Below are 25,157 nucleotides of genomic sequence, written 5' to 3'. Positions count from 1 at the left end.
TAATACTTGAGGTTATTATAATGATACTCGCGTATTTAGCTAAAAGACTGCGTATTTAACAACGATAAGCAGGGTTTTTTGATTAATTTTTAGTAAAATTGGCGGTCTATTTTTAAGTTAAATTCCACTATGAATATAAAAAAAGTACTGTTTCTGTTTGTATTTATTGCTACCGTAGCAACTCAGGCACAACAGAAAAATATTAGCGTTGAAGAAATATATAATGGCACTTTTAGAATGCAATACCTTGATAGGTTGCATCCTATGCAAAATGGTAAAGAATATGCGGTTTTAAATACAGACCGAAAATCTGGTATTAAAACACTAGATGTTTACAGTTATGAAACCGGTGAAAAGGTAAATACAATTATAAACTCAAGTGAGATTGAAGGCTTAGATTATTTTATAGGCTATACCTTGAGTGCTGATGAAACTAAAGTTTTGCTGAGCACAAACCTTCGTTCTATATACCGTCGTTCAAGTCTAGGTGTTTATTATGTATATGATTTGGTTTCAAAAAAACTGACACAGGTTTCAGATCAACCAATACAAGAACCTACGTTCTCACCAGATGCTTCTAAAGTGGCTTATGGCCTCAATAATAATTTATATGTAAAAGATATTGCTACAGGAGCAACTACACAGTTAACTACAGACGGTGTAAAGAATAAAATTATTAATGGTATTACAGACTGGGTTTATGAAGAAGAATTTTCTTTTGTGAGAGCTTTTGACTGGAATGCCGATGGAACTAAAATTGCTTTCATTCGTTTTGATGAGACCGAAGTTCCTGAATTTAGTATGGATGTCTTTGGGAGTGAATTATATCCTTCAAAAGATACCTTTAAATATCCTAAGGCAGGAGAAAACAATGCAGTGGTAAGTCTTCATATTTATGATTTGGCTACCGCCGAAACTAAAGCTGTTGACTTAAGCGGTTTTCAAAATTATTACATTCCCAGACTAGAGTGGACACCAGATGCTAACGTACTGGCAGTGCAAACAACAAGCCGCAAGCAAAATGATCTTAATCTTCTTTTTGTAGACGGAACTTCAGGTAAAGCAAAACTCATACTTTCAGATAAGGATGATGCTTATGTTGATGTAACAGATAACCTAACTTTTTTAGATGATAATGACTTTTTATGGACCAGTGAAAAAGATGGCTGGAACCACATTTATCATTATGACAAAAACGGAAAATTAAAGACTCAGGTTACAAAAGGCAATTGGGAAGTAACCAACTATTATGGTTACGATGCTAAAAGTAAACGTGTTTTTTACCAAAGTTCAGAAAACGGTTCTATAAACCGTGGTGTATATTCGGTAAAAATAAATGGAAAAGATAAAAAAGCGCTTTCAACTAAAGCAGGCACTAATTCTGCAGATTTTAGTACAAACTTCACGTACTATATAAATAGTTTTTCAGATGCTTCAACTCCATATGTATTTACATTACACAATGCAAATGACGGAAAGCTAATACGTAAGATAAAAGACAATCAAGAGCTTAAAGATCAATTCTCAGACTATGTGATTTCTGAAAAAGAATTCTTTACACTTCCTATTAATGGTGAGGAGCTTAATGCATATATGATTAAACCGAAAGATTTTGATGCATCTAAAAAATATCCTGTTTTTATGACGCAATATTCCGGTCCCGGTTCTCAAAGTGTTGCAAACAGTTGGGATGGCGGTAATGGCTACTGGTTTCAAATGCTGGCTCAGGAAGGGTATATTGTAGTGTGTGTAGATCCTCGTGGTACTGGTCTTAAAGGAAGAGATTTTAAGAAAATGACGCAAAACGAATTGGGTAAATATGAGGTAGAAGATCAGATTGCTGCTGCAAAGGCACTGGGTAAACGCGATTATGTTGATGCAGATCGTATAGGAATCTGGGGATGGAGTTATGGTGGCTTTATGGCTTCTAATTGTATCTTTCAAGGAGCAGACACGTTTAAAATGGCAATTGCTGTAGCGCCGGTTACCAGCTGGAGATTTTACGATTCTATCTACACAGAACGTTACATGACAACGCCTCAGGAAAACGCTGGTGGTTATGATACCAATTCACCATTATCTCACGTAGATAAGTTAAAGGGTAAGTTTTTATTGGTACACGGTAGTGCAGATGATAATGTACATGTACAAAATACAATGCGTTTAATTGAAGCATTAGTACAGGCAAATAAGCAGTTTGACTGGGCAATCTATCCCGATAAAAATCACGGTATTTATGGTGGGAATACACGTTTACACCTGTATACGAAGATGACTAATTTTATTAAAGAAAATTTATAAAACAACCTAATGGCACAATCAGCACAATTTACCAAACAAAAAGAATTGTTTGGACATCCGGTAGGACTATACATTTTATTTTTCACAGAAATGTGGGAGCGTTTTTCCTATTACGGGATGCGTGCATTATTGGTACTTTATATGACTGCTTCAACTATTCAGGGAACAGATGCTAGAGGAACAGGATTGGGGTGGACAGATCAAGAAGCGTTGGCTTTATACGGCTGGTACACGATGCTAGTTTACGTAGCTTCAATACCGGGAGGTATGATCGCAGATAAATTAATAGGTCAGAAAAAGGCCGTTCTTTTAGGTGCTATAATCTTATGTATAGGTCACGGCGTTTTAGTGCTTACAGATGTCTGGGCTTTTTATACCGGTCTGGGTCTTGTAATTGCTGGAGTAGGATTATTAAAACCTAATATCTCTACAATGGTAGGTGGCCTTTACAGAGAAGGAGATATTAGAAGAGATAAAGGATTTAGTATTTTTTATATAGGTATTAATACAGGTTCACTAATTGCAACTTTAGTCATAGGCTTTGTAGTAGCTGAATATGGATGGCATGCAGGGTTTGGTCTTGCAGGTATTGCTATGGTTCTAGGGTTAATTGTGTATTTGTATGGTCAAAAGTATTTAAAAAACGTAGGAAGTTTATTAAAAGCTGAAAGTAAAGAGGACGAGATTTCCTACGGAAAACTTTATGGAGAACTATTTAGATCTCCAATGCAACTTGCAGTTACAGGTGTTTTAATAATTTTTTCAATGGTAGGCTGGTATTCTATGGACTGGGGATTTGGTCTTTTATTTTTATTTATAACAGCAATTGCCGCTTTAATGATGATGATCTATAAAGATCTTCCATCACGCATTTTTAAAGATCGTTTTATGGTCTTATTACTTTCTTTTATTATGACCATAATTTTCTGGGGCGCATTTGAGCAAGCTGGAGGTTTGATGAATTTATATACAGATTCTAAAACAGACCGAATGCTATTTGGCTGGGAAGTGCCCACTGTAATGTTTCAAAGTTTAAATGCCGGTTTCATCATCATTTTTGCAACGATAGTAGCTAACTATTGGGCTAAGCGAAAGCTTAAAGGAAAAGAAGCTAGCTCGATTTTAAAAATGGCAATGGGTATTATTATAATGGGCTTTGGCTTCTTATTTATGGTATTTGCTGTTATGGAATTTGAGAAATCTGGAACTTCAAGTATGCTTTGGTTAGTGTTTGCATACCTGTTTCATACTATAGGAGAACTATGTATCTCGCCGGTAACGCTTTCTTTTATTACCAAACTCGCACCGGTTAAATATGCGTCACTGCTTATGGGTGTGTATTTTGCAGCCACAGGTCTTGGTAATAAAGTTGCAGGTCTTATTGGGGAATCAGCAAGTGAATTTGGTGAATATTCGGTATTCCTGGGTATTTTAATATTTACAAGCGCAATAGGGATTGTATTTATTTTAGCTTTAAAACCATTAAAGAGACTTACGCACGGTGCAGAAGATAATGAGCGCGAGATTTTAGAGCAAGAAGATTATGAACTTGCAGATCCTAAAATCAATAATTAACAAGATTTAGATTACGATGGCTACATCATCTACAGAACAATTTTTCAAAAATCCGGTGTTGGGTCATCCCGCCGGATTATTTGTTTTATTCTTTACTGAAATGTGGGAGCGTTTTTCCTATTACGGAATGCGCGCACTTTTAGTGTTATTTTTAACTTCTTCTCTTTTTGATGAAGGTTGGGCCTGGCCACGAGAGCACGCATTGGCGTTGTATGGTACCTACACGTCATTAGTTTATTTGACGCCAATTTTAGGAGGTTATATAGCAGATAAAATCATTGGTTACAGAAGAGCGGTTGTTATTGGTGCATTGCTAATGACTCTGGGTCACGCAGCAATGGCTGTAGATACTCATTTTGCACTATACCTGGGTTTATTTTTCTTAGTAGTGGGTAACGGCTTTTTTAAACCTACAATGACTTCTATTATTTCTCAGATGTACGAGAACCACGAGCATAAAAAGGATGGTGCCTATACCATTTACTATATGGGAGTAAATGCCGGGGCGTTTCTAGGTATTTTATTATGCGGTTATACGGGTGAACAATGGGGTTGGCATTGGGGTTTTGGTCTTGCCGGTGTTTTCATGTTTGCAGGTATGCTTCAGTTTTATTTTGCACAGAACATTTTTGGTGAAGTAGGTAAGAAGCCTGTGAAAACCAACAAGGATGAGGTAAGTATTGATGCTTCCATAAAATTAAATCCGTTTTTGACTATTGATAAAGTATTTATCGCAATAAGTGCAATCATAGGTCTGATTTGGATTATCAATGACCCAATGTCTAAAATAGGAGGTACTAATGTTTTTGATTTTGAAGTAGGACCACTTTCCGGAAGCAACTTTATGATCTTATTTGCACTGGTCATATTTTTAATATTATTGGTTTCCAGAATCACTAGATATGCACCTCTAGTACGTGATCGTATGATTGCCGTTTCAATATTTGCCTTTTTCACTATATTTTTCTGGGCAGCTTTTGAGCAGGCTGGAGGATCGATGACCATTTTTGCTAATGATTATACAGATCGCGTTTTAGAAGGCAGTGCGGGTACTATATTCAGAATTGCAAATACGCTAATAACAATAGTCCCATTGTGTGTTATTACCTGGGTTTTGTGGATGCTTTTTAAACAAACCTTCGGAAAATACAAACTTGCAAATCTTATACTTGGAGGAAGTTTTGTCATTATATGGGCGTTAGTAATTACGATGCTTTATGAGCAATATACTGCTGAAGCACCAGAAGTACCAGCTTCATGGTTTAGCGTTTTAAATTCACTTTTTATAATCATTTTTGCGCCGTTATTTTCAAAATTATGGGAGAGTAAATACAACCCAAGTGTTGCGGTTAAATATGGCATAGGACTTATTCTATTGGGAGTTGGTTTTGCTGCCTTGGCTTATGGTGCAAGTGATATTCCACAAGGTGCAAAAGTTGCTGCAGTTAGCATTATATGGCTTGTACTTGCCTATTTCTTTCACACTATGGGAGAACTTTGCCTATCGCCGGTAGGGTTGTCTTATGTAAGTAAGCTGGTTCCCGGAAGAATGATTGCGATGATGTATGGAGTGTGGTATCTTGCAATTGCGATAGGAAATAAACTTGCAGGAAGCAGTGGTGGGATGATAGATCAAATTACGGCAGAGTACTCGCTATCTACATTCTTCCTATTATTTTTCTTTATTCCTGGAGGGGCGGGTGTACTTATTATACTCTTACACCCTTTATTGAAAAAATTAATGCACGGAATTCACTAAAACGGTCTGCTTTTTGAAATTCTCTTTTAAAATGAAATTATGCGAAAATTACTAATAGCAACCTTACTACTAGTTTTGGCTTCAACAGCTGTGACTGCTCAAAAAGCAATTAATTGGATGTCTTTTAATGAAGCATTAAAAGCTCAGAAAAAAGAACCTCGTAAAATTTTTATGGATGTGTATACAGATTGGTGTGGGCCGTGTAAATTATTAGATCAGAACACATTTCAGAACAAAGATGTAGCAGCATATGTAAATGCAAATTATTATGCAGTAAAATTTAATGCCGAAGGTACAGAGTCTATAAAGTATCAGGATTTTACTTATACAAATCCTAATTATGATCCTAATAGAAAAGGGCGTAACAGCCAACATTTATTTGCTCATGCCTTAAAAATAAGCGCTTATCCCAGTGTAGTCTTTTTTGATGAAAAAGGAAATTTAATTCAACCACTACCCGGTTATAAAACACCACAGCAATTAGAGATTTTTTTAAAAATGATTAAGACTGATGCTTATAAACGCATCACAACTGCTGAAGCATGGCAAGAATACCAGTCTAATTTTGAAAGTAAGTTTAAAGGCTAAAATGCGTTTATTCTATTTTATAAAATCCCATTTCATACGTATTATGAAATGGGATTTTCTTTTTTCTACACGTAGCTTCCCAGCGCATTACATAACTTTTGTAATTACTGCCGTCTGCAATTATTTTAACTTCAGGAAATTGATGTATCAATCGGTCAAGATTAATTCTGGGAGATTGACTTAAAATGATGTAATCTGGTTTTAAACCGGGAATGTCATAGACCCCAAGACTATCTATGCGTAGAATTTTCTTAGTGTTTGCCAGATAGAAATTTTTGAGAGGTTTATTTTGAATGCTATTTATAAATTGATTTTCCTTAAAATTCCTGACGATAGATTTCGAAATATTTTTGTTTTCAGGTAAATAAAATATAAGTTTTTTACTAGAATCTTGTTTTGCTAAAAGACTCGTATTGTATTGATGCAGTACGTAGAGCGAAGAGTTTGATTGTTGTTTTCTTAAAACTAGAATGCCTGTAGGAAGCGCTATAAGTGTTATCAGAAATATACAAATACGTGTATAACTAATCTTATTTATAAGGTTTCCGAAGGAAAAGATAATTGCATACCCTATAAATACCAGTGTTATTGAAAAATAAATATTTGTGATTAGGAATGAGTCAAATTGAGCAAGGTAGCGTATTACCGTATTCAACAGAGTCAGCAAGAAATCATACGCCGAAGCAACATGGGCAGGGAGCATATTCAAACCAGCTAGAATAAGTATGACAATACCGAAAATTAGAAGAATACCTAGTACGGGTAGAATAATCATATTTGCCACCAAAAATAATCCCGGAAACTGATGAAAATAATACAGACTTAGGGGTAATACACCTATTTGAGCAGCAATGCTTACCACAATTAGCTGCCAGTAGTATTTTAATATTTTATTTTTGGGTTCCCATAGCATTTCAAACTTAGGATACAGCCAAATGATAAAAAATACTGCGGCATAACTTAGTTGAAAACCCACTTCATAAATGAGTCCGGGGTTTATTAGAATTAATAGAAATGCAGATATAATTATGGCATTTAATGAAGCTTGCCGCTGGCCGAGTAGTAAGCCTAGTTGTATAAAGCTAAACATAGTTGCTGCGCGCAATACAGAAGGCGATGAGCCTGTAAACAGAGCAAATGCCCAAATGATAGCGATTACTAAAATACAGCGTAAAATCCGGCTTGTTTTGAAATTACCTAATGGTTTCAGTAAAAATTGAACAAGCAGCATGAGAATGCCCACGTGCAATCCTGAAACTGCGAGAATATGTATTACACCCACATTACTGTAACTCTCTTGTAAATCGCTTGAAAGTTCTTGACGCTGCCCTAAAAGTAGCGCATTGAGTACAGCTCTAGAATCTTTATTAAATGAATAGCTATTTATTTTCTGCTGCAGATGAGATCGGCTTTTAGCAGCATAACCTTTTAATGTTTTTACCTGTTTTTTGAGATTTACCAGATCTTTAGACGAAGTGGTAATTTGAGCGTATATGTTTTTCCCATTTAGATAAGCAGCATAGTCAAATTGATACGGATTGCGTGCTGGAGTGAGTTTTTCTAGCTTTTGATTTACATAGATTCTATCATCAACTTTTAATTTTGATCGTTGTACCGTACTATCTTTTGTAATATTTAAAAGTACCAGCCCCGTGGTAAAAATGGAATCTGTCTGATTTAGGCGTGCTATATATTTGGCATCATAAAAGCCTGGCTTAAGTTCTTCAACAATAGTAAGAATTAAATGCTGTGAGCTATTTGCTGAAGTTACCTGAGTATAGTGATTGGTCTTTTTGAGCGGATCATTAAATTGAGTGACCGTAACCCCCAGAAACATAAAAAGTAGAAATGCTAAAATGCCTGTAATAGGATGCTGCCCTCTTCTTAGTTTTAGAATAAAATGTACAGTGGTATACAGAACCAGTATGCCAGACAGGAATATTAATAGTGCCTTATGTGATATTGGTAGATAAGACTCACACAAAATGCCGGTTAAAAGACCGGCAAGAAGAATAAGTATAGTAGTATTTATACCTTTCACAGATTAATCAATTCCTGAGTAAAGGAGGAATTAATTACAATACTACTCAAAAAATCAATTAGTTACATATATTTTCGGGCTTCTTTAAAAGCGTTATTCCAGTAACCTTCATTGAGAGAAGATACAATTACCCCTTGCGAAGTAGAGGAGTGTATAAATAAAACTTGACCCGGTAAAACATCAACTACAAGACCTACGTGGTTTATATGTTTGCTTTTACGACCGGTAACAAAAAAAAGTAAATCTCCGGGTGTCACATTTTCTGCGGCAACGCGTTCCCCTTCTTCGGCCATAAAACGGCTTACTCTGGGTATTGCTACTGATTCTTTTAAAAATGCTGTATAAATTAGACCGCTGCAGTCCATCCCTTTTTCTGAAGTCCCTCCATATTTATAAGGCGTACCCTCAAATTGTCGTGCATTATTTATGATATTGTAGCGTAATCTGTTTTCGTCTGCTACTTCAATCTCAGAGAGGTAAATAAAGTCTCGTTTAGCCGCCGGCTTATTTATTATGGGTTTCGTATCCTGCTGAATGTAACGTGTTTTTTTTGTAGGTTTTGAAGTTGTAGCAATGCTTTTGTGGCTGCTTCCACAGCTGATCACTGCTAGACTTAACAATAGGGTAAAAAAGACTCTGATCATAAAGCTTAAGAAATACTGTTAAAAATTAATTTGGCGGTTTTGTCGCTGGCTCCTCTTCCGCCTAAATTCTTCTCTAATTCATAATAAGAATTGAAAAGAGTTTTGCGGTTTTCTTCCTGCAAGATAGAGCTCAACGCCGTTTTTAAAGTTTTAGTATTGAACTCAGATTGAATGAGCTCTTTAACTACTTCTTTATTCATAATTAAATTAACTAAAGATATGTAATTGAGTTTAATAACTCGCTTTGCAATTTCGTAAGAAATTTTACCTCCTTTGTAACAAACCACCTCCGGAACTTTAAAAAGAGCGGTTTCTAAAGTTGCAGTTCCTGAAGTTACCAGTGCTGCGTAAGAAACGTCGAGTAAATTATAAGTTTGATTCATTAAAAGATGAACCCGGTTTTTCTGTAAAAAGGGTTCATAAAACGCTAAATCCTGACTGGGCGCGCCGCCTATTACAAACTGGTACTCTTTAAAATCTGGAGTTATACTAAGCATAATCTCGAGCATTTTCTGAATTTCCTGCTTTCGGCTTCCCGGTAAAAGGGCGATTATAGGTCGTTCATCAAGATTATGTTGCGCTCTAAAGTCTTGTGGTGAAATAGGATTGCGGCTACTTATCTCATCAATAAGGGGGTGTCCTACAAAGTGAACCGGAAAATCATGCTTTTCCTCATAGAATTCTTTTTCAAAAGGGAGTATAACGTACATCGCATCAACATCTCTTTTAATAGCTTTTATTCTGTTTTCTTTCCAGGCCCAGATTTGAGGTGAGATGTAATAATGATTTTTATAACCTTTTACACGAGCCCACTCTGCAATGCGAAGATTAAAACCGGGATAGTCAACATAGATGATCACATCCGGATGGTAACTGGCGATATCTTTTTTGCAAAACGCAAGATTCTTAGTAATGGTACGCAGGTTCATAATAACCTCCAAAAAACCCATAAATGCTAAATCCCGGTAATGCTTAACCAGAGTGCCGCCTACTTTTTGCATTAAATCACCACCCCAAAATCTAAAATCAGCATTAGGGTCTTCAGCTAAAAGAGACTTCATTAGGTTTGCAGCGTGCAAATCACCACTAGCTTCACCGGCTATTATATAATATTTCACGGGATTTTGTTTAATTAATTATGCCTGTCGGAAAATTTAAGAGGTAAAACTCCATTTATTTAAAGTTGCTACAAAATCGTGTGCTGTAAGGTCAAACTGCACCGGTACCACCGAAACGTAACCATTTGCTAAAGCCCACTCGTCTGTATCTTTTCCTTTATCTTCATTTACAAACTCACCACTAAGCCAATAATAATCGCGACCCATAGGATTTGTACGTTTATCAAATTTCTCTTTCCACTGTGCTTTTGCTTGTCTCCCTACCTTTATTCCGCAAATTTCACTGGCTTTTAGTTTTGGGATATTTACATTGAGCACGACACCTTTTGGCAATCCGTTTTTGAGGACCTGTAAGGTTATGCTTTTTACAAAGGTATCACAATGTGAAAAATCTGCATCTATAGAATAATCAAGTAATGAAAAGCCAATTGCGGGAATCCCTTCTACACCGGCCTCTACTGCAGCACTCATTGTGCCAGAATAGATGACATTTATCGAAGAATTTGAACCGTGATTAATACCACTTACACAAATGTCAGGTTTACGGTGCATGATTTCCTGTACAGCAATCTTAACACAGTCTGCAGGAGTACCAGAGCAACTGTATTCTTTATGGTTTTCATCTTGAAATTCCTTTACAGGATCACAATAAATAGTGTCATTTACTGTTATAGCGTGACCCATTCCGCTTTGCGGACTGTCAGGAGCTACGACAACAACATCACCTATTTCTTGCATGATGCTAATTAGTTTGCGAATGCCGGGGGCGGTGATGCCATCGTCATTAGTGATTAAAATTAACGGTTGTTGCTGAGCCATATAAGTTTTGCTTTCTAGTGCTAAAATACTAAATTACCGAGCCATTACACGGCTTAACGTTTAACAAATTATTAGCGTAAACTTAGGGTCGTGGCACGGTTTTTAATGTAGCTTGCTAGTAAAAAGAAGAAAATGCAACGAATTATGATAAAAAATGTGAAAGTTCTGGTTTTAGCATTATTGTTGGGAGCTGCGTCTTGCAGTTTTACAACAAATAATGAAGATCCGGGAAAAGATAAAGTTCTCATTAGTTTGATTTCATATGTTTTGGAAAAAGGACATTACGATGCTAAAGAATTTAATGATGAATTTTCAGAACAAGTTTTTAAAGACTTTGTAACGGCACTTGACCCATTAAAACGTTATTTTTTACAAAGCGATATTAAGGAGTTTGAGGTCTATAAATTTGAGATAGATGACCAGATTCGTAAAGAAGATATTACATTTTTTGATTTAGCCTACACGCGTTTAAGACAACGTATGGAAGAATCTAAAGAGATTTATATAGATATTCTCGATAAGCCTTTTGACTATACAGAAAATGAAACTATAGATACAGACTACGAGAATCTGGAGTATGCTAAAAATAGAAAAGAGCTTAAAGACCGTTGGAGAAGCCAATTAAAATTTAGTACGATAGGTGTGTATTATGACCGTATTGAAGAAGAAGCTAAGAAAGAAAAGGACTCGTCAGGATACAAAGCACTTAGCAACGCAGAGCTTGAAAAAGAATCTCGAGAAAGTACAAAAAAATCATATATAGAATATTTTGAATTTACAGATGATTTTGATCGCGAAGATTATTTTTCGGTATATATAAATTCTATAGTTGAAGAATTTGACCCACATACAGCATACTTCGCTCCTGTAGATAAAGACCGTTTTGATATGCAGATGAGTGGGCAGTTTCAGGGAATAGGTGCTCGTCTTCAGAAAAAAAGTAATGAAATTAGTATTACTGAAGTTATTTCGGGAGGTCCTGCCTGGAGAGGTGAAGAGCTTGAGGAAGGTGATATTATTTTAAAAGTTAAGCAAGAAAAAGAAGAGGTTGCTACCAGTGTTGTTGGTATGCGTCTTGATGATGCGGTAGAGCTTATTAAAGGTCCAAAGGGAACTGTTGTTACTTTAAATGTAAAGAAGAAAGACGGGACAATAAAAAATATTGCAATTACTCGTGATGTTGTAGAGCTTGAGGAAACCTATGCAAAATCTACTACGGTAGAGAAAAATGATCGTACATATGGCGTAATCAATTTACCAAAGTTCTACTTTGACATGCAAAATGCAGAAGAGCGTAATGCAGCTACAGATGTAAAAAAAGAAATTATTAGACTTAACGAAGAAGGTGCAGATGGTCTGGTAATAGATTTACGTAATAATGGTGGTGGTTCACTTTCTACAGTTGTTGATATCGCCGGTTTATTTATAAAAGAAGGACCTGTAGTGCAGGTAAAATCTAATGGTGCAGAAAGCGAGATTTTACAGGATAAAGATCCTGAGATTATATGGGATAAGCCTTTAGTTATTTTGGTAAATGAGATTTCTGCTTCTGCAAGTGAGATTCTTGCTGCAGCAATGCAGGATTATAAGAGAGCGGTTATTTTAGGGAGTAAGCAAACTTATGGAAAGGGAACCGTACAGAATGTATATGACCTAAACCGCTGGTTACGTCAAAATGATTTAGGAGATATGGGAGCCTTAAAAATAACCACACAAAAATTCTATCGTATAAATGGAGGTTCAACCCAACTTGAAGGAGTGAAGAGTGATGTTGTTGTCCCAGATAAATATAGCTATATTGATATAGGAGAGAAAGATCTTGAGAATCCGTTACCGTGGGATAAAATTGCAGCTGCAGATTATAAAGTTTGGGATGGTTATATAGATTATTATCAAACGATAAATAGCAGTAAAAAAAGAATGGCTCAAAATGAGTATTTAAAACTTGTAGAAGAGAATGCTAAGTGGATTAAGAGTAAACAAGATGATTCAATTTGGCCACTTAATTTTGAAGCTTATAAGTCTAAAATGGAGATTAATGTAGCTGAAGCTAAGCGTTTTGATGGTTTGCGAGATTACAATTCAAATCTTACTTTTAAATCATTGCCTTACGAAACTCAATTATTCAAATCAGATACTACGCTTGCTCAAAAAAGAGAGCGCTGGCATGCAGAATTAGCTAAAGACGTTTATATGGAAGAAGCTATTAATGTGCTTGAAGATTTAAAAGTAAATAATATTAGAAGAAGCAAATTGGCTGACGTTAGGGATTAACCTATGGCAGATCATTCAAGTTCTTTATCTCAATTAGCGCTCCGGAAATTTTTAAAAAATTTCTGGGGCGTTTTGAGTTTAATATACATCGTCGTTTGCGGTTTAGTTGCAGTATTTGCTTATCTATTGGCTCCAGATGATACTCAGAATGCAAATCAAATGCATCTCTCGATTCATTCTAAAAAGCCCGGTTTTACGGTTACCATGTTAACTGTTCCGGGGTCTAGTAATACTAAAGAGGGTTTTTTAGAAACAGCTTTTAATGGCAAGTCTAACACAGATACAGAAATTCCGATTTTTAGTTATAAAATTTTAGACACCGAAGTAGAGTATGTGCCTTATACAGAAGATGGTGTCACCGAATTGACAAAAGCTATTCCATTATCAGATTTCAATCTACAAGCTATAAATCAAATTGATTTTGAAGAGCAGTTTATTAGCGAAAAAACATTTTTATTGGGTACAGATAAATACGGGAGAGATCTTTTGAGTAGAATGCTTATAGGTACGCGTATCTCGTTTAGTATAGGTTTTGTTGCCGTCTTAATCTCTTTGATAATTGGTGTTTTTTTGGGGGCAATAGGTGGTTACTATGGCGGTAAACTTGATGCTTTTATAATGTGGATTATTAATGTCACCTGGTCAATACCCACCTTACTTCTTGTTATTGCAATAACATTGGCTCTTGGTAAAGGTTTTTGGCAGGTTTTTATAGCTGTAGGTCTTACGATGTGGGTTGAGGTAGCTCGAGTAGTAAGAGGGCAGGTTTTGAGTGTCAAAGAAGCGCAATATGTTACCGCAGCCAGAGCTTTAGGATATAAAAATATGCGTATTCTTTTTAAACATATATTACCTAACATTCTTGCTCCGGTTATTGTAATAAGTGCTGCAAATTTTGCAGGAGCTATTTTAATTGAAAGCGGTCTAAGTTTCCTGGGTATAGGAGCACAGCCACCCATCCCGAGTTGGGGAGCAATGATAAAAGATCACTATTCTTATATTATTTTAGGTAAGGCTTATCTTGCTATTATTCCGGGCCTTGCCATTATGAGTTTAGTTATGGCATTTATGCTAATGGGTAATGCGTTACGTGATGCACTAGATGTAAAAGGCGTTAATTAATAAGTTATGAGTAGAAAATATACCTATCCTCTTTTAATGATGTTCGCTATTGCTGCTATTTATGTAGGTGAAAAATACATAGAGAAGCAAGATAAAATAGAAGTTGTCGATGCCGGCATACTCGTTAAAGAGACTAATTTGAGCTACTTCTTACCAGAGGCCGTAGCTCAAACTATAGTGCATCATACATATTATAGTCTAAGTTATAATGAGAAAGCAGAGCAGGCTGCCTGGGTTGCTTATACACTTACTAAAGATCAGCTGCATGGAGAAGACCAGTCAAGACCCTATTTTGATATAGATCCTGCCGTAAGTACAGGAGCTGCAAACTGGCGTAATTATAAAAATAGTGGTTATGATAGAGGACATTTATGTCCTGCAGGGGATCGTAAATTTAGTACTCAGGCTTATAATGAAACTTTTTTGACGAGTAATATTAGTCCGCAATTGCATGATTTTAATAGTGGCATCTGGAATCGTTTAGAGATTCAAGTGCGCGACTGGGCGAGGAAATATGATTCTCTTACAGTGGTTACAGCCGGAGTATTAGATAATCCGCTAGAAACAATAGGTAGTGAGCGTGTTTATGTTCCTAGAGCATTTTATAAAGTTATATTGCGTAAAACTGATTCCGGGTATACGTGTATAGCCTTCTTAATTCCGCATAGCGAAAGCACAAAAAAATTAAACGAATTTGTTGTTACCGTTGATGCTTTAGAAGCTAGTACCGGAATTAATTTCTTTCCGCAGTTAGACGATGCAATTGAAGAAGTTATGGAGCAGCAAACTAATCTAAGCGACTGGCAGTTTTAAACGCTAAACTACCACTGGTTGATTCTATCTGAATCGAGTTTAACGAAAATAAATAGTAAAATCGTGAATCCCCAAAGTCCTGAACCTCCATAACTGAAAAAGGGCAACGGGATACCAACGGTAGGAAAAACCCCGGTAACCATCCCTATATTTATTATAAAATGAATAAATAATATGCCGGCGATACTGTATCCATAAATACGGCTAAACTGACTCTTTTGCCGTTCTGCCAAAACGATAATTCGCAACATTAAGCCCACAAATAATGCAATTACCAACGTACTTCCTAAAAAACCCCATTCTTCACCTACAGTGCTAAAAATGTAGTCTGTATGCTGTTCGGGAACAAAGTCACCTTTAGTTTGAGTTCCTTTTAAAAAACCTTTTCCGGTGAGGCCTCCATTACCAATTGCAATTTCAGATTGATAGGTGTTATATCCTATGCTTTTCATATCTACATCTTTACCTAAAACCACATTAAAACGGTCACGGTGACGCTGCTCAAAAACATTTTGAAATATATAGTTTACCGAAAAAACAAAGAGAATTGATACGATAGGGAGAATGTAAAACAGGCGTTTTCCAAAGCGCTTTTTGCGATTTTTAAATAGTAATGCAAGGGCTATTAAAACAATTCCCAGAACCACCCATAAGGGGCCAAAGGCCAATGTGAGTACAAATAAAGCTATGGTAACCGAGCCAATAATTAAATAAACACCAGATAAACCCTCTCTGTAAAGCGGAAAGAAAAAAGCAGCATAAACTAGAGCACTACCGGGATCGGGTTGAGGTACAATACAAATTGCTGGTAGGGCAATAATCACAAAAGCACGTAACTGATGCATAAATGATTTAACATCGGTTTGAATATCGCTTAAATATTTTGACAAAGCAAGGGCTGTTGCTGCTTTGGCAAATTCACTGGGTTGTATACCAAAACTTCCAAAAGAATACCAACTTGTAGCTCCGGAAATATTTTTACCAAATACGAAAAGTCCCAATAATGAGACAATAGATATGACATAAATCACACTTGCAAAACGCTCAAAAAACTTAGCGTCAAGTGATAGTATAAAAATTATTATGAGAAAACTTAGGCCTATAAAAAGAAGCTGTCTTGTAAATAAATTATCAAAGCTAAAAAATTCGGCAACCCCCGTAGGATCAACGGAAGCTGAGTAGATATTAAGCCAGCCTATTAGAACTAGTGCTAGAAATAAAACAATTATAACCCAGTCAAAATTACCGTAAGCTTTAGAAAAACTATTCATTAAAGCTCTACTTTTTTAGGAACACCACTTATTTTTTTACCATCGTTAATGGGAAACGGCTTTCCGCTAAGTGGCTTTGCATACTCGTCTTCAAGACTATTTGATAGGACGTATTCTTCAATATCTTTACGTGTGACCTCACCTTTAATGTATTTTTCGATCATTAAACTGGCAATTTTGCCTGCATATCGAGAACCCCAATATCCATTTTCTACAAAAACGGCTATTGCAATTTTAGGATTGTCTTTAGGTGCAAAAGCCACAAATATGGAGTGATCTGTTAATTGAGCTCTATGCCCATCTATACGGGTATAATTTTCAGCAGTACCGGTTTTTCCACAAATATCTATACCGGGTATTTTAATTCCTGCCGCTGTACCGTAATTATAGGCACCAAACATACCTTCAACTACCGGTTCAAAATTTGAAGCATCTATAGTGGTAACGTTTTTAGTTCTATATTCTTCAGGTATTAACTCAGTTTGATGTTCTATACTTTTTAAAATATGAGGTGTGTAGAACCAGCCTCTATTTGCTATCGCTGCGGTTACATTTGCTAATTGAATAGGAGTAAGACTCACTTCACCCTGTCCAATAGAGTTTGAGATTGTAGCTGTGCTAAACCATTTGTATTTTGGGTAATCGTAAGCCTTATTATAATATTTACTATCAGGAATAAAACCAGGCTGACCTGTAGGTAAATCTGTACCCATATAACCTCCAAGACCAAAACTCTCCAGGTGATTTTTCCAAACATCCATGCCTTCTTGTGGAGTGTTATATTTTTCAATTACCCTACGGTATACATTAGCAAAATAGGCGTTACAAGAATTTGCAATACCCGGTATCATACTCAGCGGACTAGGATGGTGGTGGCATCCTAGTTTTCTACCATGAGAACCGTAAAAGTAACCACCATGGCAGGAGAATGCTTCTTCAGAATCTACTACATCTTCCTGTAGTGCAATTAGTGCATTGAGCGTTTTAAAAGGAGATCCTGGGGGGTATTGTGCCTGTAAGCCTCTATCAAAAAGAGGTTTTGCTATAGAGTCGTAGTATAATTTTGTAAAATTTCTTGAGCGTTCTCTACCTACGAGTAGTGCGGGATCAAAGTTAGGGGCAGAGATAAGTGCTAGTATTTCTCCCGAAGAAGGCTCTATTGCTACAATTCCGCCACGTTTATTGATCATTAAATCTTCACCATATTGCTGAAGATCAGAATCTATTGTAAGGGTCAAATCCTTACCCGGTGAAGGTAAGGTGTCAAGGCTTCCATTTTTATAGGGGCCAATATCTCTATTAAAGCGATCCTTTTGTATGTATTTAACTCCTTTAACACCGCGTAGAACTTCTTCATATTGTTTTTCAACGCCTGTTCTTCCTTTTAAATCCCCAGATTGATAGTAGGGGTTGTCTTCAATATCTTTGTAATTAACTTCGGCTATATAGCCTAAAAAATTTGCTCCGTAATCTATTTGATAATCCCTTAACGATCTCTTTTGAATAAAAAAGCCTTCATATTTACGCATCTTTTCCTGAAGGTAAGCATATTCAGATTTAGTAAGTTGGGGTATGACAATAGATGGTAATCGTGGAGAATAAACCCGGGCTTTTTTAAGTCGGTTTATAAGCATCTCCTTATCCATTTTTAAAAGTCCGCAAAACTCGAGCGTATCAAATGGTTTAACCTCACGAGGAATCACCATAACATCATAAGAAGGCTGGTTGCTTACTAGAAGATTGCCACTTCGATCATAAATATGACCTCGCTGCGGATAATCAAAAAAGCGTTTTATGGCATTATTTTCTGAAAGACTGGCGTAGGATGTATCTAATATTTGCAAATAGAATAGCCTTCCGGTGAGCAAAAAACCGGATATAAGTACAATTGAAAAAAGTAAAATTTTTCTCATTTACGCTTAAAGCTAAAAAGTGTTATGAAAATCATACAGAGCAGTACGCTAAATATACCACTGAAGAACGTTTTCTTAAGTATATAGATTATGTCTGAGAAGTTAAAACTTTCAACAAAGAATAGTATTAGATGATGTGTAAAAACTAAAATACTTACATACAGGAGGCGTTCTCCAAAATCTGCTTTAGTAACCTTTATTGCATTATACTCATAAGCTACACCAAAAATAGATTGCAAAATCCAAGGCCTCAGATAAGCTATGGTTACACATGATGCTGCGTGCATACCACCACTATTGCTAAACATATCTAATGTGAGTCCTAGTAGGAAGCTTAAGAAAATAAGTAAAGCTCTATTGTCACCTATAGGAAACAATAAAATGAACAAGACATATGGATAGGGATTGATATACCCCAAAAAATTGATGTTATTAAAAATGGCAACCTGTAGAAGTATTAGTAATACAAATCGCAGAATATTTGTGAATATGCTACTGCTCATCTACGGTCTGTTGTTCTAAAGTTTTTATCTCCTCGCTATCAAGATTTTCAATAACATAAACATAGCCTACATTAGTCATGTCATTAAAAAGTTTGATTTTTATCGTATAGAAATTCTCGCTGGGATCAAGTTTAAAGTTGTCTATAGTACCTATTCCTATACCCTCAGGAAATATTGTTGATTTACCTCCTGTAACAATAGTATCGCCAAGAGCAACCGGTGCTTTTGATTGTACATCAACAAGATCAACAATATTGGGATCTCCTCCTTTCCAAACTAAAATACCAAAGTGATTACTCTTTTTTAGTTTTGCGTTAATTTGAGAATTGCTGTTTAAGATGCTTAAAACTGTAGCATATTTATTTGATACCCTATCTATAATACCTACCAGTCCTTTACTTGTTATTACACCAAGATCTTGTTTTATTCCTTTTTTTGAACCACCGCGTAGTGTGAGAAAGTTATCTTTTAAGTTGTAATTGTTATTAATTACTTTAGCTGTAGTAAAACGGTATAATGAATTAAATGCTAATGTATCAAGATTTTGTACGTTCTTATCTGTAATATTATAAAGCCTTGAGCGCAGCCTGTTATTTTCTTCTACGAGTTGCTTATTATGAATCTTTAAATCAAAATATTCATAAATATCATCAAGGCCACCGTAAATACCGCCGCTTAGAAAATTAGCAGAATTCACAAATTTACTACGGTGATACGAGTGTGACTGTATGGTAAAAACTAGTGATAAGAACAGCAAAAAAGCAAATAATAGAAAATTTCTATGCTTTATTAGAAAATTTACAATTTGCTGCATGAATCAATACCCTAATTATTTTACAAAAATACTCTTGAACTTAGCCAGGTTTTTTAGCGTAATACCTGTACCACGCACAACGGCACGTAAAGGATCTTCAGCAATATAAACCGGTAAGTCTGTTTTTTGTGATAAACGTTTGTCTAACCCGCGCAGCATACTACCACCACCTGCTAAATATATACCGGTATTGTAAATATCTGCAGCAAGTTCTGGGGGCGTTTGCGAAAGCGTTTCCATTACAGCATCCTCTATGCGTAATATAGATTTGTCTAATGCTTTAGCAATCTCTCTGTAGGATATAGAAACCTGTTTAGGTTTACCTGTAAGGAGGTCACGACCCTGTACACTCATATCTTCTGGTGGAACTTCTAAATCTTCGGTAGCTGCACCTATTTGAATCTTTATTTTTTCTGCACTACGTTCTCCTACATAGAGGTTATGTTGGGTGCGCATATAGTAAATGATATCATTCGTAAATACGTCACCTGCAATTTTTACAGATTTATCACACACAATACCTCCTAAAGCGATTACTGCAATTTCTGTAGTACCACCACCTATATCAACAATCATGTTACCTTTAGGTTGCATGATGTCTACACCTATACCTATAGCGGCTGCCATAGGCTCGTGTATAAGAAATACCTCTTTACCGTTAACACGCTCACAACTTTCTTTTACAGCACGCATTTCAACCTCTGTGATTCCTGATGGGATACAAACTACCATACGCAATGCAGGAGCAAAAAGCCTTTTCTTAAGCGCAGGGATTTCTTTAATAAACATGCTTATCATTTGCTCACTGGCATCAAAATCTGCAATTACACCATCTTTGAGAGGGCGTATTGTTTTAATGTTTTCGTGAGTTTTACCCTGCATCATTGCAGCTTCTTTTCCGGCAGCGATAATTTTATTAGTAACGCGATCTCTGGCAACAATAGAAGGGCTGTCTACAACAACCTTGTCATTATGTATTATAAGAGTGTTTGCGGTACCGAGGTCAATCGCTATCTCTTCAGTTAGAAAATCAAAAAAGCCCATAGGATGTAAAGTGAGAGTGAAATATGATAATCAGGTTAGTCTTAAATGTACTGAAAAATTTCGTCTTAATTAGTGTTTAAAATGTCTTGTTCCGGTCATTACCATTGCAATATTATTAGCATTGCAATAATCTATGCTCAACTGATCTTTTATAGATCCGCCGGGTTGAATAATCGCTGTGATACCCGCTTTATCTGCTATTTCAACACAGTCAGGAAACGGGAAAAATGCGTCACTTGCCATTACCGCTCCTTTTAAATCAAAACCAAATGCAACCGCTTTATCTATTGCCTGGCGCAATGCATCTACACGAGAAGTTTGGCCAGTACCACTTGCGTAAAGCTGGTTTCCTTTTGCAAATACAATAGTATTTGATTTTGTGTGCTTACAGATTTTTGAAGCAAATATTAGATCACTTAACTCTTGATCTGTAGGTTTATTGTCTGTGGCTGTAGAAAGATCAGAAAGGCTGTCTGTGATAGCATCCTTATCCTGAACTAAAATACCGTTTAAACAACTTCTTACCTGATCGTTAGGTAACGCTACAGGTTTCTGAACTAAAAGAACTCTATTTTTCTTTCCTTTTAAAATTTCAAAAGCTTCTTCAGAAAAACCGGGAGCAATTACAACCTCACAAAATAAAGAATGAATCTCTTCTGCTGTTACTTTGTCGATTTCTGTATTTGATATTAAAATTCCGCCAAAGGCTGAAACAGGATCTCCTGCTAAAGCATCAACATATGCCTGGTGAATTGTTTCTCGTTGAGCTAAACCACACGCGTTATTATGTTTTAAAATAGCAAACGTAGGATTCTCATCTTTAAATTCTGCCATAAGATTTACAGCAGCGTCAACATCTAACAGGTTGTTATAAGAAAGTTCTTTTCCGTGAAGTTGATCAAACATTGCATTAAAATCGCCAAAGAATGTTCCTTTTTGATGCGGATTTTCACCATATCGTAATGTTTTTCCTTCGCTATAGCTTGCTTTGTAAACTACTTCTTCTTCATTAAAGTAATTAAATATTGCAGAATCGTAGTGTGAGGAAACATTAAAGGCTTTTGCAGCAAAACGTTTACGGTCTGCCAGCGTAGTAGTGCCTTCATTTGCACTTACCAGTTCAAGTACTTCCTTGTAATCATCTACGGAAGAAACGCATAACGTGTCTTTAAAATTCTTAGCAGCAGCGCGTATTAATGAAATACCACCTATATCAATTTTCTCAACAATATCTTGTTCTGAAGCTCCTGAGGCAACTGTTTTTTCAAATGGGTACAAGTCAACAATTACAATATCTAATTGCGGAATGTTATATTCTGCCATTTCAGAAATATCACCTTCGTGGTCCTGACGATTAAGAATACCCCCAAAAATTTTAGGATGTAGTGTTTTAACTCTTCCGCCCAGTATTGAAGGATACGAAGTAACCTCTTCTACAGGCACTACCGGAACACCTAGATCCTGAATAAATTTTTCGGTACCTCCCGTAGAATAAAGGGTGATACCTAATTCATTAAACTTTTTTATAAGTGGTTCAAGACCTTCTTTACTAAAAACTGAAATTAGTGCGGCTTTAGCTTTTATGGCAGTACTCATGAAGAATTTTTTTATTTGGCTGCAAAAGTATGAATTAAACCCTTAAGAGGAGTTGATAATTGTTGTATTTTCTTAGCTTAAATTTGTAACGTTCAAGACACTTATACGTCCTATGGTCGTTCATGTTAACACACATCTATGCTCATTTATCTTAGGGTATTAAAAGAAAGTCTCGCATTTGCGATTAATGCACTGCGTAATAATAAGTTGCGTACGCTGCTATCACTACTGGGTGTAACCATAGGAATATTTTCAATCATCGGAGTTTTAGCTGCGGTAGATTCATTAAAACAGGAGATCAAAGGCAGTTTGTCTTCATTAGATAACAGTACTATTATCTTAATGCGTTTTTCTTTTGGGCCTTCGGAAATTCCCCAGTGGAAACGGGAGCAGTTTCCTGATGTAAGCTATGAGGAGTATCAATATATTAAACGAAATGTGCCTGATGTTGATGCTGTTTCGTACAGCTTAAATGTACGGGCAGAATCTATTAAATATGGTGATAAGCTGGTTACAGGAGTTGGCATTGCACCTGTTACTGAAGGTTATTATAATATTGAATCTCTTAAATTAAAAGAGGGACGGTTTTTTAATGAATCTGAGTCTAATAGCGGATCGCCGGTAATTGTTTTAGGAGATGAGATTGCTGATGGATTGTTTGGCAACTTAAATCCTATAGGTAAAGAAGTGCGTCTTTATGGTCAACGCTTTACAGTTATAGGTGTTCTTGAGAAAGAAGGAACCAGCCTCTTTGGTCCGTCAAAAGATGGTTCTGCAATCTTACCGGTAAATGTGGTGCGGCGTATTTATGGGAGCAATAATAAATCTGCTTTTCCTTCAATAGTTATTAAACCGGCTTCTGGTGTAGATATTCCTGAGTTTAATGCAGTACTTGCCCAACGGCTAAGACAGCTGCGTGGTTTAAAGCCAGACGACGTAAATAATTTTTTCATCAATCAGCTATCAGGTTTTACAGATCTTATAGATAATATAACCGGCACCATGTCGACTATAGGTGGTTTTATAGGCTTATTCTCTCTGCTTGTAGGTGGTTTTGGGATTGCAAATATTATGTTTGTGAGTGTTAAAGAGCGCACAAATCTTATAGGTATTCAAAAAGCACTGGGTGCAAAGAACAGGTTTATACTGCTTCAATTTTTATTTGAGTCTATAATTTTAGCAACTATAGGTGGACTCATAGGTCTTGGTTTAGTTTGGATTATTACTATTATAGCATCGCAGTTTACCGGTGACTTTGAGTTTATACTTTCTGCCGGAAACATATTTGCGGGTTTATTTAGTTCTGTTGTAATTGGCCTTATTGCTGGTATTGTTCCTGCATTAATGGCCTCACGATTAGATCCTGTTGAAGCGATACGTACCGGTATGTAGATAGGGTACAAATACAAAAAAAAGAGCCTGCTTTATCAACAGATAAAGCAGGCTCTTTTTTATAAATTCTTTTAAATTTAAGCTTCTAATATATTAGCGACTTGTACATTTACCCATTCTAAAAACCTTTCGTCTGCTTCAGTAAAAGGATCTGGAGTGTTAGAGTCAATGTCAATCTGGCCTATATTTTTTCCGTCTACAAATAATGGAACAACAATTTCTGCTTTTACCGTGATGCTACAAGCGATATAATTGTCCTGTGCATTTACATCAGGCACCACAAAATTTTGATTAGAAACTGCTACCTGCCCGCAAATGCCTTTTCCAAAAGGAATAATGGTATGATCTGTATGTGCTCCCGCGTATGAACTTAATTTGAGTTCGTCTTTATCACCATTCTTGAAGTAGAATCCTACCCAGTCATAATGAGCTATAGTTTCTTTGAGAAGGTCGCATACTTCTTGCAGTCGTTGTTCAACAGATAAGCTTGCGCTATCTAATATTTGCGATACTTGAGGTTTTAGAGTTTCAAAAGTCATTTTTCTTGTATTTTAGACCGGTCAATAACCGTTATCAGATTGTTAGATTTAATTCGCAAATATAAGTCGGTACTTCTATTTATCCTTACATTTTTAGGAGTGTATGTGGTGCTTAGTGTTGGCTATGCAATTTACTTAAAACAAGAGTTTTCTATAGCGCATTATCCTGATTATGTAACCCATCAGGTAGCAGTGCAAAGTAATTGGATTATTAATAAAACGGAATACTCAAGTTTTATAGAGCCGCATTCTGAAGAAGCTTCTATGAAGCTTTTTGTAGAAGATTATTTTGTAGTACGCGTGGTAGAGGGATGTAATGGGGTGAACGTGATTATTTTGTTCACCGCCTTTGTTTTTTCTTTTTATCAGGGATTTAAAAAAACTATGGTATTTTTTATTCTTGGTAGCCTGCTTATCTATGGGATTAATGTGCTGCGGATTGTTATTATAAGTATAGGCTTATATAAAATTCCTGAGTACAGTAAAATACTACATGATATTTTGTTTCCAGCAATTATTTATGGTACCGTAGTTTTACTTTGGCTATTTTGGATAAAGCGATTTAAAAAAATATCCTCTTGAAAAAAATAGTTCTTGTTCTGGTGGTAGGGTTTCTTTTTTTAATACTTGTGGCTATGCGTTATTTTCAGCAGCACTTGTTTTATGATCCTTTACTGATATTTTTTGAAAAGGATTACTTGAATTCAGAATCATTACCTCAGTTAGATATTTTTAAGATGCTTTTTTCTATCAGCATTCGCTTTTGGATTAATTCTATAATTTCTATTTGTATATTAAAGTTACTTTTTCGAGAAAACGAACTACTTAAGATACTCATTCTAATCTACGGTGTTATATTTGGGTTACTAATTATTGCTTTCTATTTCTTAATTGCTCAATACCAAGTATCGTTTGAACTCCCCTTGTTTTATGTAAGAAGATTTTTAATTCAGCCTATGTTACTTTTAATATTATTACCTGCTTTTTATTATCAAAAGCTGCGCAGCAACTAGTCTATTTGTATATTTGGG

At 36.0% G+C, this 25,157-nt stretch carries 21 protein-coding genes; 10 read left to right on the top strand and 11 right to left on the bottom strand.

The features are described from left to right. Positions 1-129 precede the first annotated feature (129 nt). The 4 genes from ACEN25_RS08175 to ACEN25_RS08160 are packed head-to-tail and all read left to right on the top strand — an operon-like array spanning position 130 to position 6,223. A complete protein-coding gene (locus ACEN25_RS08175) occupies positions 130-2,301 on the top strand; it encodes a S9 family peptidase (RefSeq protein WP_441802475.1) in 2,172 nt (723 codons plus the stop codon). A 9-nt stretch (positions 2,302-2,310) separates the two neighbouring features. Next, positions 2,311-3,876, top strand: a complete 1,566-nt coding sequence (locus ACEN25_RS08170) for a peptide MFS transporter (protein WP_441802474.1) — start codon at positions 2,311-2,313, stop codon at positions 3,874-3,876. Between the two features lie 16 nt (positions 3,877-3,892). Beyond that, positions 3,893-5,635 carry a peptide MFS transporter gene (locus ACEN25_RS08165; RefSeq protein WP_441802473.1) on the top strand — a complete coding sequence of 581 codons (1,743 nt, stop codon included), beginning with the start codon at positions 3,893-3,895 and terminating at the stop codon, positions 5,633-5,635. Positions 5,636-5,674: 39 nt separating this feature from the next. Next, positions 5,675-6,223: a thioredoxin family protein gene (locus ACEN25_RS08160; protein ID WP_441802472.1), complete on the top strand. Its 549-nt coding sequence runs from the start codon at positions 5,675-5,677 to the stop codon at positions 6,221-6,223. A gap of 7 nt (positions 6,224-6,230) precedes the next feature. Here the strand turns inward: ACEN25_RS08160 and ACEN25_RS08155 are convergent, their stop codons facing one another. The 4 genes from ACEN25_RS08155 to surE form a co-directional block, all read right to left on the bottom strand. Continuing rightward, positions 6,231-8,264: a ComEC/Rec2 family competence protein gene (locus ACEN25_RS08155; RefSeq protein WP_441802471.1), complete on the bottom strand. Its 2,034-nt coding sequence runs from the start codon at positions 8,262-8,264 to the stop codon at positions 6,231-6,233. Positions 8,265-8,326: 62 nt separating this feature from the next. Beyond that, positions 8,327-8,908 (bottom strand): C40 family peptidase, encoded by a 582-nt coding sequence (locus ACEN25_RS08150; RefSeq protein WP_441802470.1) that lies wholly within the window; start codon positions 8,906-8,908, stop codon positions 8,327-8,329. Between the two features lie 5 nt (positions 8,909-8,913). Beyond that, on the bottom strand, positions 8,914-10,026 hold the full coding sequence (gene lpxB / locus ACEN25_RS08145; protein WP_441802469.1) for a lipid-A-disaccharide synthase: 1,113 nt from the start codon (positions 10,024-10,026) through the stop codon (positions 8,914-8,916). Between the two features lie 36 nt (positions 10,027-10,062). Continuing rightward, positions 10,063-10,845 (bottom strand): 5'/3'-nucleotidase SurE, encoded by a 783-nt coding sequence (gene surE / locus ACEN25_RS08140; RefSeq protein ID WP_441802468.1) that lies wholly within the window; start codon positions 10,843-10,845, stop codon positions 10,063-10,065. Between the two features lie 132 nt (positions 10,846-10,977). Between surE and ACEN25_RS08135 the strand changes: the two genes are divergently transcribed. From ACEN25_RS08135 to ACEN25_RS08125, 3 genes are read left to right on the top strand one after another with little or no spacing between them, the layout of a single operon-like run. Continuing rightward, complete coding sequence (locus ACEN25_RS08135; protein WP_441802467.1) at positions 10,978-13,119, top strand: carboxy terminal-processing peptidase; 2,142 nt, start codon at positions 10,978-10,980, stop codon at positions 13,117-13,119. Positions 13,120-13,122: 3 nt separating this feature from the next. After that, positions 13,123-14,241 (top strand): ABC transporter permease, encoded by a 1,119-nt coding sequence (locus ACEN25_RS08130; RefSeq protein WP_441802466.1) that lies wholly within the window; start codon positions 13,123-13,125, stop codon positions 14,239-14,241. A 6-nt stretch (positions 14,242-14,247) separates the two neighbouring features. Then, complete coding sequence (locus ACEN25_RS08125; protein WP_441802465.1) at positions 14,248-15,054, top strand: DNA/RNA non-specific endonuclease; 807 nt, start codon at positions 14,248-14,250, stop codon at positions 15,052-15,054. 8 nt (positions 15,055-15,062) lie between these two features. On the opposite strand, the gene rodA is transcribed toward ACEN25_RS08125, so the two are convergent. The 6 genes from rodA to purH form a co-directional block, all read right to left on the bottom strand. Beyond that, positions 15,063-16,325 carry a rod shape-determining protein RodA gene (rodA, locus tag ACEN25_RS08120; RefSeq protein ID WP_028376442.1) on the bottom strand — a complete coding sequence of 421 codons (1,263 nt, stop codon included), beginning with the start codon at positions 16,323-16,325 and terminating at the stop codon, positions 15,063-15,065. Next, complete coding sequence (gene mrdA / locus ACEN25_RS08115) at positions 16,325-18,238, bottom strand: penicillin-binding protein 2 (protein ID WP_441802464.1); 1,914 nt, start codon at positions 18,236-18,238, stop codon at positions 16,325-16,327. Before mrdA ends, rodA begins: the two co-directional genes overlap by 1 nt. Then, entirely contained in the window at positions 18,235-18,741 is a 507-nt protein-coding gene (locus ACEN25_RS08110) for a rod shape-determining protein MreD (protein WP_441802463.1), read from the bottom strand. The genes mrdA and ACEN25_RS08110 overlap by 4 nt, the downstream gene beginning before the upstream one ends. Continuing rightward, positions 18,731-19,555: a rod shape-determining protein MreC gene (mreC, locus tag ACEN25_RS08105; protein WP_028376439.1), complete on the bottom strand. Its 825-nt coding sequence runs from the start codon at positions 19,553-19,555 to the stop codon at positions 18,731-18,733. Before mreC ends, ACEN25_RS08110 begins: the two co-directional genes overlap by 11 nt. 15 nt (positions 19,556-19,570) lie before the next feature. Next, on the bottom strand, positions 19,571-20,599 hold the full coding sequence (locus ACEN25_RS08100; protein ID WP_028376438.1) for a rod shape-determining protein: 1,029 nt from the start codon (positions 20,597-20,599) through the stop codon (positions 19,571-19,573). Between the two features lie 69 nt (positions 20,600-20,668). Further along, positions 20,669-22,195: a bifunctional phosphoribosylaminoimidazolecarboxamide formyltransferase/IMP cyclohydrolase gene (purH, locus tag ACEN25_RS08095; RefSeq protein WP_441802462.1), complete on the bottom strand. Its 1,527-nt coding sequence runs from the start codon at positions 22,193-22,195 to the stop codon at positions 20,669-20,671. A 138-nt stretch (positions 22,196-22,333) separates the two neighbouring features. Between purH and ACEN25_RS08090 the strand changes: the two genes are divergently transcribed. Further along, positions 22,334-23,587, top strand: a complete 1,254-nt coding sequence (locus ACEN25_RS08090) for an ABC transporter permease (protein WP_441802461.1) — start codon at positions 22,334-22,336, stop codon at positions 23,585-23,587. Between the two features lie 77 nt (positions 23,588-23,664). Here the strand turns inward: ACEN25_RS08090 and ACEN25_RS08085 are convergent, their stop codons facing one another. Continuing rightward, the gene (locus ACEN25_RS08085; RefSeq protein WP_441802460.1) at positions 23,665-24,126 is read right to left on the bottom strand and encodes a GAF domain-containing protein; all 462 of its coding nucleotides are present in this window, start codon (positions 24,124-24,126) and stop codon (positions 23,665-23,667) included. A 39-nt stretch (positions 24,127-24,165) separates the two neighbouring features. Here ACEN25_RS08085 and xrtF point away from each other — a divergent pair, with 39 nt between their 5' ends. Beyond that, a complete protein-coding gene (gene xrtF, locus ACEN25_RS08080) occupies positions 24,166-24,708 on the top strand; it encodes an exosortase family protein XrtF (protein ID WP_441802459.1) in 543 nt (180 codons plus the stop codon). Further along, positions 24,705-25,139 (top strand): exosortase F system-associated membrane protein, encoded by a 435-nt coding sequence (locus tag ACEN25_RS08075; RefSeq protein ID WP_441802458.1) that lies wholly within the window; start codon positions 24,705-24,707, stop codon positions 25,137-25,139. The genes xrtF and ACEN25_RS08075 overlap by 4 nt, the downstream gene beginning before the upstream one ends. The last annotated feature ends 18 nt before the right edge of the window (positions 25,140-25,157 follow it).

This window comes from Leeuwenhoekiella sp. W20_SRS_FM14, assembly GCF_052119605.1.
Lineage (GTDB): Bacteria > Bacteroidota > Bacteroidia > Flavobacteriales > Flavobacteriaceae > Leeuwenhoekiella.
The sequence above is the reverse complement of the archived record's forward strand: the minus strand, read 5'-3'. Positions and strand labels throughout refer to the sequence as shown.

Bases quoted from the DNA above. Each gene is read 5' to 3' on its own strand.
- ACEN25_RS08175 (WP_441802475.1), top strand. From the start codon at position 130: ATGAATATAAAAAAAGTACTGTTTCTGTTTGTATTTATTGCTACCGTA.
- ACEN25_RS08170 (WP_441802474.1), top strand. From the start codon at position 2,311: ATGGCACAATCAGCACAATTTACCAAACAAAAAGAATTGTTTGGACAT.
- ACEN25_RS08165 (WP_441802473.1), top strand. From the start codon at position 3,893: ATGGCTACATCATCTACAGAACAATTTTTCAAAAATCCGGTGTTGGGT.
- ACEN25_RS08160 (WP_441802472.1), top strand. From the start codon at position 5,675: ATGCGAAAATTACTAATAGCAACCTTACTACTAGTTTTGGCTTCAACA.
- ACEN25_RS08150 (WP_441802470.1), bottom strand. From the start codon at position 8,908: ATGATCAGAGTCTTTTTTACCCTATTGTTAAGTCTAGCAGTGATCAGC.
- surE (WP_441802468.1), bottom strand. From the start codon at position 10,845: ATGGCTCAGCAACAACCGTTAATTTTAATCACTAATGACGATGGCATC.
- ACEN25_RS08135 (WP_441802467.1), top strand. From the start codon at position 10,978: ATGCAACGAATTATGATAAAAAATGTGAAAGTTCTGGTTTTAGCATTA.
- ACEN25_RS08130 (WP_441802466.1), top strand. From the start codon at position 13,123: ATGGCAGATCATTCAAGTTCTTTATCTCAATTAGCGCTCCGGAAATTT.
- ACEN25_RS08125 (WP_441802465.1), top strand. From the start codon at position 14,248: ATGAGTAGAAAATATACCTATCCTCTTTTAATGATGTTCGCTATTGCT.
- rodA (WP_028376442.1), bottom strand. From the start codon at position 16,325: ATGAATAGTTTTTCTAAAGCTTACGGTAATTTTGACTGGGTTATAATT.
- mrdA (WP_441802464.1), bottom strand. From the start codon at position 18,238: ATGAGAAAAATTTTACTTTTTTCAATTGTACTTATATCCGGTTTTTTG.
- ACEN25_RS08110 (WP_441802463.1), bottom strand. From the start codon at position 18,741: ATGAGCAGTAGCATATTCACAAATATTCTGCGATTTGTATTACTAATA.
- mreC (WP_028376439.1), bottom strand. From the start codon at position 19,555: ATGCAGCAAATTGTAAATTTTCTAATAAAGCATAGAAATTTTCTATTA.
- ACEN25_RS08100 (WP_028376438.1), bottom strand. From the start codon at position 20,599: ATGGGCTTTTTTGATTTTCTAACTGAAGAGATAGCGATTGACCTCGGT.
- purH (WP_441802462.1), bottom strand. From the start codon at position 22,195: ATGAGTACTGCCATAAAAGCTAAAGCCGCACTAATTTCAGTTTTTAGT.
- ACEN25_RS08090 (WP_441802461.1), top strand. From the start codon at position 22,334: ATGCTCATTTATCTTAGGGTATTAAAAGAAAGTCTCGCATTTGCGATT.
- ACEN25_RS08085 (WP_441802460.1), bottom strand. From the start codon at position 24,126: ATGACTTTTGAAACTCTAAAACCTCAAGTATCGCAAATATTAGATAGC.